Origin of the sequence: Exiguobacterium sp. s194 (assembly GCF_018618275.1) — a bacterium.
In the GTDB taxonomy this organism is placed as follows: Bacteria; Bacillota; Bacilli; order Exiguobacteriales; family Exiguobacteriaceae; genus Exiguobacterium; species Exiguobacterium chiriqhucha.
In genome coordinates this window covers 140217-155190 of record NZ_JACSLT010000002.1, presented here as the reverse complement: position 1 = coordinate 155190, position 14974 = coordinate 140217, and the positions used below count along the sequence as shown (strand labels likewise).

Below are 14974 nucleotides of genomic sequence, written 5' to 3'. Positions count from 1 at the left end.
TATTTGTCATTGCATCATTCGACGCTGTAAAAACTGCTCGATGGCAAGCGAGGCCATCCCGATCGCTGAAGCATGATCGCTCAATTTCGACGGGATGAGCTCGAACGAATGATCGGCTTGCGCATACACCCGCGATGAGATCGCCGTACGAATCATGTTGAGAACCATCGGATGTGACTCGATGACCCGACTTTGAATGACGATTACTTTCGGATTATAGACGTTCAGTACTGTGTTCAACCCGACCCCGACATAAAAGCACCATTTTTGTAATTCATTTAACACAGATGCCTCATTGGCCTGTAAACTTCGTTGTAGCGTCTCGACCGTATGACCTGGCAAATACTTGTCCCATAGTACTTTTTCTGAGGCATACAATTCCCAACACCCGCGATTGCCACACGTACATTTCGGTCCATTGTATTCAATGGACATATGCCCGAACTCGCCAGCGAACCCATCCTCGCCTCGATACAATTCCCCGTGTAAGATGATGCCCGTACCAACACCTGTCCCGAGACTAACGAAGACCATCTCCCCATGGTCTTTCCCTGCCCCGAATCGTCGTTCTCCGTAAGCCCCCGCATTGGCCTCATTCTCTAAATTAACGGGTACATCATAACGGTTCTCTAAATCGTGCTTCAAACCCGTCACGTCAGGACGGAGGTTCGGGACAAAAATGACTTGTTGCTCGCGATTAATGAGTCCAGGCACCGAGACGCCGATTCCAATGAGCCCATATGGCGAGGACGGCATTTTCCCAAGCAACGCATCGATGGCAGCTCTCACTTTCGGTTCCGCCTCTTGGTCCGCCTCGGCCCACTCGGTCGTCAAAGACTCCACGACGTTACCTTTTAAATCAGTCAATACCGCATTGATCGCTTTCACGCCTAAATCGACTCCGATGGTGAATCCTGCCTGCTGGTTGAACACGAGCATGACCGGGCGACGCCCCCCGCTTGAATCACCTTGTCCGATTTCAAAGATGAGTTCTTCGTTCAATAGAGCGCCAATTTGCGCAGATACCGTCGATTTGTTCAATCCCGTTACTTCTGACAGTTTTGCGCGTGAAATTGGGTAACTACGAATAATTTCATTCAACAATACGGTTTTATTCATTTTTTTCACAAGCTGTTGATCAGCGGTCACATCTAATTTTGCCAATGACTTTGTCTCCCCTTTATACGAAGTGATGTCTCATCCATCGTTTAACTTTCGTTCCATTCCGTTTTACTCTCAAATTCATTATACAAAAACCACAAAAATATAGTTGAGAATTCGAGCCTCATTTTGTATGATAAGGATAGTTAGTTTATCCGTCAAACAAACTAACTTATTTTTTTTAACTCGATATTGTAAGCGTTACCAATTCCAAGGAGGGCAAAACTTGATGAAACAAAATCAGAACACGCTATACCTCATGACCATCACACTCGTCGCGACATTAGGTGGCCTGTTGTTCGGTTATGATACTGCTGTCATCTCAGGCGCAGAGAAATCATTGGAGAAGTATTTTATTGACGGGCTGAACTTAAGTTCGCTCGTACACGGGGCGACCACTTCCTCGGCATTGATTGGCTGTATCATCGGAGGAATCATCTCTGGTATATTCGCAAGCCGATTTGGTCGTAAAAAATCATTGATTTTCGCGGCCGTTCTTTTCTTATTGTCTGCATTGGGTTCGGCTTATCCCGAAGTCCTCTTCTTTACGAAAGGCGAACCGACGATTGCCCTTCTACTTACGTTCAACTTGTATCGCATCATCGGCGGGATCGGCGTCGGACTTGCCTCGGCCATCACGCCGATGTATATCAGTGAGGTCGCGCCAGCTGCGATTCGAGGACGGCTCGTGTCGCTAAACCAATTTGCCATCATCCTTGGGATGCTCGTCGTCTACTTCGTCAACTGGTCGATCACAAGTGGACAAACGGTCGCCTGGATCGATGACATCGGTTGGCGGTATATGTTTGCCTCTGAAGCCATTCCGGCCCTCCTTTTCGGTTCGCTCTTATTGATTGTTCCGGAAACACCACGGTATTTGGCGCTCCAAGGCGAGGAAGAAAAGGCTTTCCACATCCTCAGTCGAATCAATGGCAAAGAACGCGCCGAAGCGATCATGCAAGACATCAAATCGTCTGTCAGTCATTCTTCAGCCAAGCTGTTCACTTACGGAAAAGTGGTCATCACCATCGGGATTCTCTTATCGGTGTTCCAACAATTTGTCGGAATCAACGTCGCATTGTACTATGCCCCACGAATCTTTGAAAGTATGGGTGCCGCTAAAGACGCTTCCATGATGCAAACCGTCGTCATGGGGCTCGTCAACGTCGTCTTCACCATCGTCGCCATCTTGTTTGTCGATAAAGTCGGCCGAAAACCATTGCTCATCATCGGTTCGATCGGCATGGCAATCGGGATGTTCGGTGTCGCTTCGATGGCCTACACGAATGCAATCGGGATTGGTACACTCATCTTCATCATCATCTACACAGCCTCATTCATGATGTCATGGGGACCGATTTGTTGGGTACTCATCTCGGAAATTTTCCCAAATAAAATCCGAGGGCAAGCGGTCGCGATCGCTGTTGCCGCTCAATGGACAGCCAACTACTTCATTTCATCGACCTATCCGATGATGATGGAATTTAGTGGCACGATGACATACGGATTTTACGGGGTGATGAGCGTACTGTCCGCCTTGTTCGTCTGGAAGCTCGTACCGGAGACGAAAGGCAAAACGCTCGAAGAGATGGAAACATTATGGAATGACAAGCAAGCTGACTCAAAAGACGTATCCGCCTCGTAACGATAAAAAGACAGCGATTCTCTCATTGAAGAGTCGCTGTCTTTTCGCTTGATTTAGGAAATGACGTCTTCCCCTGTCTGTTCAATATGTCCTTCGCCCCAGGCACACATCGCGTCCAAAATCGGTTGGAGCGACCAGCCGTAGTCGGACAGGGAATAGACGACTTTCGGTGGGACTTGTTCATACACCGTGCGGATGATGACACCGTCCGCCTCGAGCTCGCGCAACTGTTGCGTGAGCATTTTTTGCGTGATGTTCGGCATGAGCTTTTTCAATTCACTCGTGCGGCGTTCCCCTTTAATCAAATGACACATGATGACGACTTTCCACTTGCCGCCGATAACGTCAAGCGTCGCCTCGACCGGGATGTTGTATGGCATGATGGTTCCTCCTTATGGACCGGGATAGGTACTTTTCGGTGCCTATCGTACTTGAAAGTGCGTACTTCCCAATTAAATTCGATGGACTTATGATAGCAACTGTAGCTCAGTTATACAAGTTCATCTCACCAGTAACCTCTTCTTGAGACAGTAAGGATCTTTTTCGACCGTACTGGACAATAAAGAAGATGGGAGATGCTCGAGCTGCCTCGAGATGAAGGGCCCTCATCTCAACAAACATTCTTTAGGAGGAATTACTCATGAATCAACCGTACACCCAACCTGTCGACGAACAGGCACCGAAAAACGGAGGGCTGGCACTGCTCGCCCTCGCCATTAGCGCCTTCGGCATCGGGACGACCGAGTTTGTCCCGGTCGGCCTGCTCGCATCAATCGCCAGCGACTTGAACATCGGCATCACACTCGCCGGTCTCATCATCTCCGGTTATGCCATCGGCGTCGCCGTCGGTGCGCCGATCTTGACGGCACTCACGAACCGGATGAATCGCAAGACGTTGCTCATGGCACTCATGGTCGTCTTTATCGGCGGGAATTTGGTCTCTGCCCTGTCGACCAGTTTTGAACTACTGATTGCCGCCCGATTTATCACTGCGTTCGCACACGGTGTCTTCTTCTCGATTGGGGCAACGATCGCCGTACAGCTCGTGCCACCGCATAAAAAAGCGAGTGCCATCGCACTCATGTTCACCGGCTTGACGGTCGCGACCGTTACCGGCGTCCCGCTCGGCACGTTCATCGGTCAAGCGTTCGGATGGCGCGCCACGTTCTTCGCCGTCGCCGCACTTGGGATCGTATCAATCATCGCCAGCTTCTTCTTGATTCCGAAAGATTTGAAACAGTCGCCGCCAGCGAAGTTCTCCGATATGAAGAAATTGCTCACGAACGGCCGAATCATGCTCGGCTTCTTGATCACCGCACTCGGTTACGGCGGAACGTTCGTCGCCTTCACGTACTTGACGCCAATCATGCAGGACGTGACGAATATCAGTCCGAGCTTGATTAGTATCGTCCTACTCGTCTACGGGATTGCCGTCGCCATCGGCAACTGGGCAGGCGGAAAACTCGCCAATGAAGACCCTGTCAAGGCGTTGTTCTATATGTTCATCGTCCACGCCGCAGTCATGATCGTCATGTCGTTCATGATTCCGTTCAAAGTCGCGGGACTCATCGCCATCGTCTTGATGGGACTGCTCGCTTTCATGAACGTACCTGGCCTTCAACTATATATCGTGCAGTTGGCAGAGAAGTATGTACCGGCTGCGGTCGATGTCGCGTCGGCGCTCAACATCGCCGCCTTCAATATCGGTATCGCACTCGGTGCGACCACCGGTGGGATTGTCGCGGACTCGATCGGTCTCGTGCATACGCCTTGGGTCGGTGGCATCATGGTCATCCTCGCTGTCATCTTGACCGCCGTCTCACGTCGTTTGGAAGCGAAATAAGGAGGACACCATGTTCAACAATCATGTCAGCTACAATCGGATGTATCGGGAGGGTGAGCTCACGCTCGGCCTCCACATCCCGTTAGAAAATTTCAAGATGCGCACCCCGACGCTCGAACATCAAGTCGAGCTCGCCCAACGAGCGGACGACTATGGTTTCACGGCGCTCTGGCTCCGAGACGTCTTGCTGAAAGACCCGAACTTCCTAGACCCGGCAGTCGGACAGATTTACGACATGCTCATTTATGGCACACACTTGCTCGGTCAGACGAAACGCATCGCCCTCGGCACGTCCGCCCTCGTTTTGCCGCTCCGCCATCCGCTCCGTTCGGCGAAAGAAGTCGCGACGATTGAAGCGTTGTCCCCAGAACGTTTGATTCTCGGCATCTCGTCCGGTGACCGTCGAACCGACTTCAAAGGACTCGGGGTCGACCATGCGACACGGGGCGAGCAGTTCAAAGAGTCGCTCCGTATCATGGAGAAGGCGCTCTACCACAACTATCCGACCATCGATTCGTCGTACGGCGAGGTCCATGAGGCGACGCTCGTTCCCCGTCCGAAAAAACGCATCCCGACGATGATCACCGGGTTCGCGCAGCAGGAAATGGACTGGATCGGGCAACACGGGGACGGGTGTATGTATTATCCGCAGGCCCCATTCGCCCAACAACAAGTACTCAACGATTGGCGCGAATCAGGTCAGACGCATGGAAAAGGGTTCCGTCCGTTCTCGATGCCGATGCATCTCGATTTGGCGCACGACCCGGACGAGCTTCCGACTCCAATCCGGCTCGGCTTCCGTGTGGGTCGCAATCAATTGATCAAACTGCTCGAGGCGTATCGGGCCATCGGCGTCAATCATTTGTTCTTCGCTTTGTTCGACGGGCAACGTCCGGCCGACGAGGTCATCGAGGAGCTCGGGGAATATGTGCTCCCCCATTTCCCACCGCTTTCGTAATACTCATGTACTCAAAAAAGACGACTTTCCTACATGGAAGTCGTCTCTTGCGTTACAGCCAATGGCTCGGTCGCGTGTAAACGGGTGCCAGTCTCGTCTGCCGGTCCCCTTTCATCGCGTTCACTTGCATCTGTGTCAAAAACAGACTGTCGGTCAACGTTGCTCCTCGCACGTCCAAGTCTCGCACGTCGGCCCCCATGAAATCGACATAGGACAGGTCTTGCCCGCGTAAGTTAGCACCGATCAATAAGGCGCCTCGATAACACGTTCCTCTCACGTCATGCTGACTCACGTTTCGACCAATCAAATCGGCCCGGTCTTGCTCATGTCGTGACGTCAACGTCAGGCCGTCCTGTTTCACTCCTTCCGCACGTATGTGCTGACTGAGTCGGACGAACAACGGGCGGACTTGTTGTCGGAATGCCATCAGCGCCGTCCCGGTCAACTGTTCAGGCGGCAACTCACGGAAAGCCAGTAGCTCTTCCAATAACGTCTCGAGTAACCGAGCATCGTGCTCAGGGATCTCCCGGGTCAGGATGTCAGTGATGTAGAGCAACAGCTCATGGACTTGGCTCATGATTGGCACCGTCGCGAACATGCGCGTCCCATCGACCTCCCCCTCCCGCCAGCTTCGTCCGTGAAACGTCACTTGTGACACGAACTGCCCGGCCCCGAGACAGTCGTACACCGTACATCCTTTGAAGCCCCGCTCACGCAGTTCGGAATGGATGTTGCAGGCATACGAATCTGCCAAATGGACACACGGCTGTCCTGCGGGTTTATCCATGGGGAAATCCTCAGATTTCAAGTAGTGGAACGCCACACAACAGAGACCGAAACAATTCGCACAATCCGGTTTGAGCGATTCACGCAGCATATGTAAATCGGGCATCGCCATTCATTGTCACTCCTTCATTGTATGTCTTGACTCTATACGTACAAGTATAAGGAATGTCCCTATTTTTCCATAGCCTTTATTCAATCAATCAAGTTTGCCTTCATCCTTTTCCCCATAAAGCAGTTGCTCCCTCGTTCGCCTTTTCTGCTCTGCCTCGGATATTTCTTCGTAAAGCGCAATCACAGCATCGAACGAACTTTCGACGTCGATGCGTTGTTCCAATAGGTGATCAACATAGAATCCGTGACGCAAATTTTCGAGATGGAGTTCCGCTGTTTGATGGAACATCATCTCAAACTGTTCTTTTGCTCTTTGAATCTCGTCATGCGGTTTCCGATCCGTTAAAAGCCGCTGGTCAAAAGGGTCTGTTGAATGAATGAGCTCGTCCCACGCTTCCGGTGACAGTCTGGCTTTCCAATAATCATAGCCCGATTCAAAGCGTTGCAACGGTCGACCTGATGGAAACGATTTTTCGGCATAAGCTTCGTACAGTTTTCGCCAATGCTCGAAAAACCAATTGATCAACGCCATGTCCCAATCCATGAACATTTCTGATTTGTCATGCTCGACGAATTGGACCCTTCCGCCTTGATACGTCACCTCATAACGAATCGTCCCTTGAATGGACTCGTCGCGATAAAACATGTCATGGCGATACCTCATATCATCTAAATCGAGATCTGCCGGTTTCTCATACGCTTCGAGTGCACTCGCAAGTGATTGGACCGCTCCTGTCGTCACATCGGTGAACGTCACTTCAATCCGCTCGATAGTTAGGGGTGTCTCGGTGATTCCTTCGTTGTAACAGACGGCCAAGACGAGCGGCCGTAAGCTCTCCGTCGACTCGGGAATGACAATCCATTCATGCAGCAGCGGGTCATGGTAATACCCCTCTTTGATCAATGCTTTTGTGTTGAGGGCATCATTTTCAATAATCTTATATAGAAGAATATCGAGGTCTTGAATTTCACCGTATGGGATCATCCCATAGAAGTTCTCTTCTATCTCGTCACCCGACCGGAAGTCCCGACCACTGCGCCACTCCACGACAAAACGCCATCGTTCGATGAGCCACCATACCCACTCACCGCCGTTCATACCGGTTTGCCATTCATTCCGTTCATGGGCGACCCACTCGTCTTTATCGTACGAGACGGACTGAGAGGTCCCGTCTTGGTAGCGGACCTGATAGGTGAAGATGCCATGTAACGTGTCTTGATGAAGCAAAGAATAGGCGGACTCATTCATAAACAGCATGAAATCGATGAAGTTCACCGCTTCCTCAGACCCTGCCTCTTGAAACCATAGTTCAATCGATTCAATGACTCGCGCTTCCATCTATAGCTCGCCTCCCCGTTGCTTGTACTCACACATACAAAAACCAACCTGCTTTCACACAGGTTGGTCCGTTCGTTCAGTTCACTTTATTCTCGAGCTGTTGCAACTTCGTCGAGTAGTACTCGATGATGTCGCGGCGCCGGATGATACCGATGAAATACTTCCCGTCATCGACGACCGGCACGAAGTTTTGATCCGTGATCGCATCGACGAGCTCCTCGATTTGCGCCGTGATGGCGACCGGCTTATACCGTACGCGTTGCTTGATATCTTTCAACCGTGTCCGGAGCACTTTTTCGTAGTCTTCTTCCCCGCGAAGCTGTTCGGCGAGTGCCCAGAGCAAATCCCCTTCCGTCATCGTCCCGGCGTAAAAGCCGTTCTCGGATACGAGCGGCACCGAGGTGAAGCGATGATGCTTCATCTTCTCGAGCGCTTGACGCACCGTCGATTCCGGGTCTAGATATTTGACGTCTTCTTTCGGATATAAAAAGAAAGCGATATTCATGTACAATCTCTCCTCAATCTAAAAATCCACCTCTTCATTGTACCATGTATTAGGGTCTAGTCAGCACAAATTGACCATCTAATCTGCATCTGTTCTGTCAAAAGGAGGTTCATTTCATTTTTCTGATGAAGCGTTTCCAGACAAGCTATTCGCATTGTGTGACAACACACAAACAGGCACGGCCCGGAGCGGCTTCTACAAAGCCAATCTTGACCGTGATTCAAACCTCTTGTCTCACATATATTGTTGACCAATCTAAACGGAATCACCCGAAACGGCTTCACTGTAGCTATACCCGACTAGAAGTCATTCTAGCCTCAAAAACCGTAACAAACATGCTACAGATGGCCATCAAAAAAAGCCTAGGAACGTCCTAGGCTTGTCACACACTCAAATAAATTCGAGCAACGTCTTGTTGAACTTGGCCATCTCGTCGAGGACGGTACCGTGACCGCTCTCCTCGAACCGCTCGATGCGGGAGTTCGGGATCCCTTTTTCCATCTCGAGCGCGAACTCGAACGGACAAATCTTGTCATGCACGCCATGGATGATAAGCGTCTCGACATTGACTTTCGGCAAGTCTTCGCGCAAATCTTCATCTCGGAGTGCTTTCGCCGAAGCGATTGTCCCGTGACTCGACGCGACGAGCGACAGATGATGGAACCAGTTTTGCATCGGTTTCGAATGTTCTTTCTCGAAGAAAATCTCACCGAACCCTTCGAGCATCTTCGGTCGGTCTTTCAACGTGTCTTCAATCAACGCATCGACCTCAGCTTGCGTCATACCGTACGGATAGTCCGGACGTTGCGTGAACACCGGTGCCGCAGCACCTGACAGGACAAGTTTCTTCAACCCGTCATCCGGGAAGTCGACGGCGTAACGGATGGCGATTGCCCCACCCATCGAGAAGCCGACGAGCGTGAAATCTTTGATGCCAAGACCGTCAACGACCATGTGCACGTCCGACGCCATCGTCGCATAGTCATAACCTGTCGCCGGTGCATCCGACTTGCCGTAGCCACGATAGTCGATCCCGACGTAACGGTAGCCTGCTTCGAGCAACGCATTCTTTTGATACTCGAACATGTTGTTGTTTGCCGGCCAGCCGTGCAAGAATACGACGGCATCGCCTGTCCCGACGTCTTCCACGTAAATGCTCGTTCCATCATGTGCTGTAATATAGTTCCCCATTGGTCAAACCCCCAGTTGGATTGTTGAGCGGCGTGCGTGTTTGCCCACAACCCACTTTTTCCCGTTTGACCGAAGTGGAAACCTGTCAACTGTCGCGCCAGAGCGATTCGGCTTTCAAGACATGCTCAATCGCCGCCGCTCCTTCGCGTAATACGGACGTCCGCCACGACTCATCTTCCGGATAAAACATGGCCATGAATTCTTTTCGAATGCCGTTGCGGGCTTCCGGGTCTTTCGTTCCTTCAAAGTAGAGCCGGTTCTCGAGAATAATCGTCAAAAACTCGCGAATCGTCGCTTTCGTCGACGTCCCGAATGTCCCGAACTCGAACAACGCCGAGACGAGTTGTTTGCCCGGATAGTGCGTGTCCCGTACGTAATAAAAATGGTTCGTCGAGTCTCCGAGGACGTCGGTCGGGTCATACGTCTGGATATTTTTCAATCCGTATGTCCGCTTCAGTTCGTCCGCATCACGCCCGTCCCGTTCACTGATGACCATCGTCACCTCGTTCGTCGGACCGAGCGCCGTGTGCCAATCCATGTGGATGACGCGGTCGTAGCGGTCGAGCAAATCGTGCTGAAACTCCTTTAAAAAGATGGCGGACGGTTCATCTGACTCGCCGCCGTAATAGACACCTTTCGGGAACTGATACTGTCCCATGCCTTTCGCCTCGGTCATCGCGTCAAACCCGTCGAGCTTGATACCAGAACCGAGGAACGAGTAGATATGTTCGCGCGATTCATGGTAGTCATCGATGACGCCGTCCGGGACAAACAAGTGCCGCATGACTTCATACTCTTTATTGACGTTACGCGGGAGTGATTCCCGGTCGATGACATAGTTTCGGTTCAAGTCGACGTTATGTTCATTGACGCGGCGGAAGTGTTTCATTCCCCACGGATTGACGGCATGGATGAGACAGATGCCGGTCGACTCGTGCCGAAGGTTTTCAAGTTGCGTCTCGACGAACTGGTGTGTCACGGCGGCCCCGGCGTACCCTTCGATGCCGTGCTCCCCGACTGTCATGAGAAGCACCGCTTCGCGTGATCCCGCAGGTTCACCGATGATGACATCAATCGTATCCTCGCCGATTGAGTGGGACATCACGCGGGCCGTCGGATAATAGGGTTTGACGCGGTCGAGCAGGGCGAGAAACTTCTCACGCGACTCTTCGTATGATGATGAAAAATACTGACTCATAGTGACTCCCTCCATTCTAATCTTCTGTATCCCATTCCCATTCCTGGCCAGACTAAAAACGCCCCCTTGAGGAGACGTTTTCTACGCTTAGTGGGCACCGGCCTTCGTGCCCCGGTTCTGACGGCGGAACTCGAACAAATAGACGAGCGGTGCGAGTAGGACCGCTCCGAACACCCAATACGCGCCCGGAGACACGAACAGCGTCTCGAACGCCCGGAAAAACCAGGCGACGAGCGAGAAGCCGACGACAAGTTCGGCCGTCCAGATGACGCCACGACGCACGGCGAGCATGAGCGTGTTCGTTTTTTGGAAGAGGGCTGCGAGAAAGGCAATCAAAAAGGCCGGGAAGCTACTGAGCCAAAGCATCCGATTCATCGTCGACTCGGCAAAATACGTGTTTCCGAGCGATACCGTGATCACATAATGCGCAACGAGCACCAACAAGACGACAATCCAACCCATGAGGACGTCACGTTCCCATTTTTTCATCATTCTCCCTCCGTTCCATACAAAAGAGCTACCCTTATATTTACCCGTTTTGCGAACGCTTCGGACAATTCCGCGTCAAAAAAGACGCGTCCCATAAGGAACACGCCAGATTATTTGTCCATCAAGTGACGAGCCCATTCGGTCGCCCGCTCGAGCTCTCCGTCTTTGAGTGGACCTTCTTTATCAAGGACGATGAACGATTCTTTCAACACCGGTTCTGCTCCTTTGTCCAACAAGAGCTGCTCGATCCGGGTCGAGGCGTGGCCGAACCATTTGACGATTTTACCGACGAAAAAGCCTTGGTCTTCTTCAGCCATGCTCGTATCAAACGCCGCAGCACGGATGCCTCGGAGCGCATGATCCGACAGGCCGTCTAAAAAGGTTTTCACGTCCTCAGTCTCGCGCCCGCCATGCGTCGGCGAACCAACGATGAACAAATCAAGGTTGGCGAGGTCGCCGTATCCGACGTGGCTGATCTGCATGATGTCGACGCGGTGTAAGTCGCCGAACCCGTCCTTGATGGCATATGCGACTTTTTCGGTACACCCGTACATCGAGTCAAAGATGATGAGGATTTTCATAGGGAATCCCTCCATTACACGAAAACACGACACGTCTACAGTTGACTGTTCCCTTAATGAACCGAACCTCATCATGGATTCATTTAATTTTCATGTCTTTTCTTCACACGTATAGACACAAAGACGATCACACCGACAGCAAGCGCCCCATACGCCACCTTATCCAAATGGTCACGCATGCTGAACGGAGCGTCATGCCGATACTCGGCCCGCTTCCACCCAGCCTCGTCCTCGACCGCGAGCACGTCCTCAATCGCTTCCCCGTTCACTTTCCGATAGGTCGTCCCGATCGGATACATGTTCGAGGCGTCCCCGTGATAGCTGCCGTCCATATCGTCGGCCATCGTCCTCACTTCACCGACGACCTCACCTAAGTCGCCCTCCAATACGGCGACATCCATCACCTCATACACCCGTCCGTCCAACACGACGAACGCATACGCCCACGACAAAGCTTGGGCCGACAAGGAGATGGATAGAAACAATAGCACCAATCCGATGACACGTCTCATCGAATCGCCCACACGAACGTCGCCGAGTCGCTCAAGTCAATCTCGTCCGGTTCGAGTTCCGGCATCGCCGCCTCCGAGAAGAGCACCTCGTCATGAAGTGTGAGACGCGTCGGCGAATAAAGATGGAGCTCGCCCCACGTATAGTCGATTTGAAGCAAATCGCCTAGCGTCGCCCCGGCCCCTTTCGCCAACAGTTCGGCCCGATGGCGCGCGTTCGCCGCCGCGCTCGCGAGCAGTTCATCTTGAACCGAATCCGCATCCTTGATCGTGAACGAGATGGACAGCTTCGGTTCGGCTAACGAGTTGCTGACGTGTTCGATGACCGCGGACAACTGTTTCGTATCGAGCGGAAACTCGAGCTTCGTCTTCTGCTGACAGACGTAACCCCGGAACCGAGACTTGTAGTTGCCTTGTTTGTCGCGGTAGCTCTCATAGTCGGTGTCGATCGAGAAGTCGGTCGTTTTGAGCGCTGCTTTCTCGAATCCGGCCTGCTCGACTGCCTTTTGTAGACGCGTGACGGCCATCGCCGCCCCGTTCATCGTCTCTTCGTAACGGACAGCCTTCGAGGTCAACTCCATTCTCACGACAATCAAATCTGGTTTAGCCGATACTTTTCCCGTTCCTTTGACAGTGATGGTGCGATCCATATGATGTCCTCCTTCTGATTCAAGAAATGCCGAACAGTGCCGTGACGTCCTTCCAGTTATCCGGATAAGCGTTGCTGCCGTCATGCGTCCGTGTGGTTCCGTCCGGTTGTGTAATGATCAAGCCCCATTGTGTTCCGTCGATTGTTTCGTACTTCTTTTCTTCAAACATAGATGGCCACTCCTCCGTCTCGAGCGCTAGAAATGTTCCGTACAGAGTTTTTGTTTGCGCTTCATCGTAAAAAATGAATGATTTGATTGATTTAGAACAATCATCCTCTCGCCGAATAATCTGTCGTCTAGCTGTCCCATCTGAAAAGAATGTCAGTTTGGATTCATTCGAAATCCCGAACCCACCTACCCGAAACCTGATTTCGAGCAAGTTTTCCTTAACCCCAAGACTTCCTTGCTTCTTCACCCACTGCATGATTTTCTTTGCGATCATTTTGAGTTAGCCTTCCCTTCAATCATGTCTTTCCTGTCAATGACACCACGAGTCCGATGAGATAGCCGAATGCTGCACCTGCCGCAATCCCATACACTAATTCAAATCCGAGTAGGAGCGAACTGATGATGCCAATCCCGGCTCCGAACACCAGTCCGAGTCCTACCCCTGACGCTCGCCAATTCTGCTCTGTCATCGTAGCCCTCCTCTCTTCCATATCCCCTTCCCGTTAACGGAACCGTTCCGTCATGAACGCCTCTATGTCATCGAGTGTCTCAGCGCCACGTAGCGACGGATAGGCGTCGCGACTGAAGACGAGTCCTTCGTCCGTGTTCAAGAACATGTATCGCTCACCGTCCGGAAATCCGTAATCACTCACGTCCATCACTTGAAGCGTGGCCCCGTTTTGTGACCAGACGTGGGAAGCATCATGCCGTCTCGGCATAAAAATCCCTTCCATGCCGAGGCGAAGTTCAGAGATGACGTCCGCATCCGACTGAAGCACTTCAGAACCGGCACCGGCAACCGTGAGAACTTGAATCGTGCTCCCCTGCTCGATGTCTCCCCGATAGACGTCTGTCACGCCAATCGTCACAATCGACTGATATTCCGCTTGTCCGTTGAAGTCGAGCTCGATGTGGTCAATCTGTTTCACGACGCCCCGTACCACGACAGGTTCCCATTTCGAGAACAGCTCGTCCTCACTCATCTCGGCAAGGTTTGCTGATGACATCCCGACATCGATGTCCCCTTCATCGATATAAGCGACCGACATATTGCTTGAGTTGTCCGACAGTGGAATCAATTCTTTAAAACCGTCCCATGTCACGGCGAAGAGTGTGACAGCGGCGGCTGCCACAAGACCACCCATCCAATGCCAATGTCTCCGCTTTTTGGCTTCAACCACCATCGATTCCTCGACGAACCGGTCATCGACGTCCCCCATCAAACGTGTGAGCCGATCTCCGTTCATAGCGCCACCCCTTCCGCTTCGAGCATTTGTTTCAAGTCGTTCCGAGTCCGAAGCAGCACCATCTTGACCTTGCTCTCACTCACCTGGCGCATCTTCGCGATGTCTTTAATCGATTGAAGGTGAAAGTAACGCCCCATAAAGATCTGCCGGGTCTCTTGCGACAACTGGGCCAAAAAGTCGTTCAACAACTCGACGACTTCTGAATCGGTCGCGACGGAGGAGGCGAGACAGTGCTCGAGCTCACTGACAATGAGCGGGACTTGCCCCGCCCCGCGCTTCTTCGCGTTCGCTTTCTCATACTTATGGAGCGAGACGTTACGGACTAGCTTTGCCAAATAGGCGGCGAGCCGCGCTGGACGTGTCGGCGGAATCGCTTGCCACGCCTTCATGTACGTATCATTGACGCACTCGTCCGCGTCTTCCCGACTATGCAAAATGTTATAGGAAATCGTATGACAATAGCCGCCGTACTTTTGCGCCGTCGCCTCAATCGCCCGCTCGGAACGTTGCCAATACAAATCGATAATCGCTTGATCGTCCAATCGAATCCCCCTCTCGATGTACTTACATCTTTATAGACCGGAAATGAAGTC

Annotated in this window: 18 protein-coding genes; 3 read left to right on the top strand and 15 right to left on the bottom strand. The window is 51.9% G+C overall.

Annotation, left to right across the window (positions count from 1 at the left end; all coding sequences use genetic code 11):
- Window positions 1-6: 6 nt before the first annotated feature.
- Complete coding sequence (locus KNP85_RS02675; RefSeq protein ID WP_214756365.1) at window positions 7-1119, bottom strand: ROK family transcriptional regulator; 1113 nt, start codon at window positions 1117-1119, stop codon at window positions 7-9.
- A gap of 271 nt (window positions 1120-1390) precedes the next feature.
- Here KNP85_RS02675 and xylE point away from each other — a divergent pair, with 271 nt between their 5' ends.
- Window positions 1391-2806 carry a D-xylose transporter XylE gene (gene xylE / locus KNP85_RS02670; protein WP_214801137.1) on the top strand — a complete coding sequence of 472 codons (1416 nt, stop codon included), beginning with the start codon at window positions 1391-1393 and terminating at the stop codon, window positions 2804-2806.
- Between the two features lie 53 nt (window positions 2807-2859).
- On the opposite strand, the gene KNP85_RS02665 is transcribed toward xylE, so the two are convergent.
- The gene (locus tag KNP85_RS02665; protein WP_200881502.1) at window positions 2860-3189 is read right to left on the bottom strand and encodes a winged helix-turn-helix transcriptional regulator; all 330 of its coding nucleotides are present in this window, start codon (window positions 3187-3189) and stop codon (window positions 2860-2862) included.
- 257 nt (window positions 3190-3446) lie between these two features.
- On the opposite strand from KNP85_RS02665, the gene KNP85_RS02660 reads away from it, so the two are divergent.
- A complete protein-coding gene (locus KNP85_RS02660) occupies window positions 3447-4649 on the top strand; it encodes an MFS transporter (RefSeq protein ID WP_214801134.1) in 1203 nt (400 codons plus the stop codon).
- A 10-nt stretch (window positions 4650-4659) separates the two neighbouring features.
- Complete coding sequence (locus tag KNP85_RS02655) at window positions 4660-5607, top strand: LLM class oxidoreductase (RefSeq protein WP_214801131.1); 948 nt, start codon at window positions 4660-4662, stop codon at window positions 5605-5607.
- Window positions 5608-5659: 52 nt separating this feature from the next.
- Here the strand turns inward: KNP85_RS02655 and KNP85_RS02650 are convergent, their stop codons facing one another.
- The 13 genes from KNP85_RS02650 to KNP85_RS02590 all read right to left on the bottom strand — a co-directional run bounded on the left by KNP85_RS02650 (window position 5660) and on the right by KNP85_RS02590 (window position 14923).
- Window positions 5660-6394: a pentapeptide repeat-containing protein gene (locus KNP85_RS02650; RefSeq protein WP_214801129.1), complete on the bottom strand. Its 735-nt coding sequence runs from the start codon at window positions 6392-6394 to the stop codon at window positions 5660-5662.
- 195 nt (window positions 6395-6589) lie between these two features.
- The gene (locus tag KNP85_RS02645; RefSeq protein WP_029594977.1) at window positions 6590-7843 is read right to left on the bottom strand and encodes a hypothetical protein; all 1254 of its coding nucleotides are present in this window, start codon (window positions 7841-7843) and stop codon (window positions 6590-6592) included.
- A gap of 76 nt (window positions 7844-7919) precedes the next feature.
- Complete coding sequence (locus tag KNP85_RS02640; RefSeq protein WP_021066516.1) at window positions 7920-8348, bottom strand: CBS domain-containing protein; 429 nt, start codon at window positions 8346-8348, stop codon at window positions 7920-7922.
- 390 nt (window positions 8349-8738) lie between these two features.
- Window positions 8739-9539, bottom strand: a complete 801-nt coding sequence (locus KNP85_RS02635; protein ID WP_029594976.1) for an alpha/beta fold hydrolase — start codon at window positions 9537-9539, stop codon at window positions 8739-8741.
- An 85-nt stretch (window positions 9540-9624) separates the two neighbouring features.
- Window positions 9625-10737, bottom strand: coding sequence for a M14 family metallopeptidase (locus KNP85_RS02630; RefSeq protein ID WP_029594975.1), 1113 nt, complete (start codon window positions 10735-10737; stop codon window positions 9625-9627).
- 87 nt (window positions 10738-10824) lie between these two features.
- Window positions 10825-11226, bottom strand: coding sequence for a hypothetical protein (locus KNP85_RS02625; protein ID WP_029594974.1), 402 nt, complete (start codon window positions 11224-11226; stop codon window positions 10825-10827).
- A gap of 110 nt (window positions 11227-11336) precedes the next feature.
- Window positions 11337-11807, bottom strand: coding sequence for a flavodoxin family protein (locus tag KNP85_RS02620; RefSeq protein WP_241764575.1), 471 nt, complete (start codon window positions 11805-11807; stop codon window positions 11337-11339).
- Window positions 11808-11890: 83 nt separating this feature from the next.
- The gene (locus tag KNP85_RS02615) at window positions 11891-12319 is read right to left on the bottom strand and encodes a hypothetical protein (RefSeq protein ID WP_029594972.1); all 429 of its coding nucleotides are present in this window, start codon (window positions 12317-12319) and stop codon (window positions 11891-11893) included.
- Entirely contained in the window at window positions 12316-12966 is a 651-nt protein-coding gene (locus KNP85_RS02610) for an SIMPL domain-containing protein (RefSeq protein ID WP_214801126.1), read from the bottom strand. The genes KNP85_RS02615 and KNP85_RS02610 overlap by 4 nt, the downstream gene beginning before the upstream one ends.
- A 19-nt stretch (window positions 12967-12985) precedes the next feature.
- The gene (locus tag KNP85_RS02605) at window positions 12986-13135 is read right to left on the bottom strand and encodes a hypothetical protein (RefSeq protein ID WP_214801123.1); all 150 of its coding nucleotides are present in this window, start codon (window positions 13133-13135) and stop codon (window positions 12986-12988) included.
- 295 nt (window positions 13136-13430) lie between these two features.
- Window positions 13431-13604 carry a hypothetical protein gene (locus KNP85_RS02600; RefSeq protein WP_021066508.1) on the bottom strand — a complete coding sequence of 58 codons (174 nt, stop codon included), beginning with the start codon at window positions 13602-13604 and terminating at the stop codon, window positions 13431-13433.
- Between the two features lie 33 nt (window positions 13605-13637).
- On the bottom strand, window positions 13638-14381 hold the full coding sequence (locus tag KNP85_RS02595) for a hypothetical protein (RefSeq protein WP_214801120.1): 744 nt from the start codon (window positions 14379-14381) through the stop codon (window positions 13638-13640).
- Complete coding sequence (locus tag KNP85_RS02590; RefSeq protein WP_214801117.1) at window positions 14378-14923, bottom strand: RNA polymerase sigma factor; 546 nt, start codon at window positions 14921-14923, stop codon at window positions 14378-14380. Before KNP85_RS02590 ends, KNP85_RS02595 begins: the two co-directional genes overlap by 4 nt.
- Window positions 14924-14974: the final 51 nt, after the last annotated feature.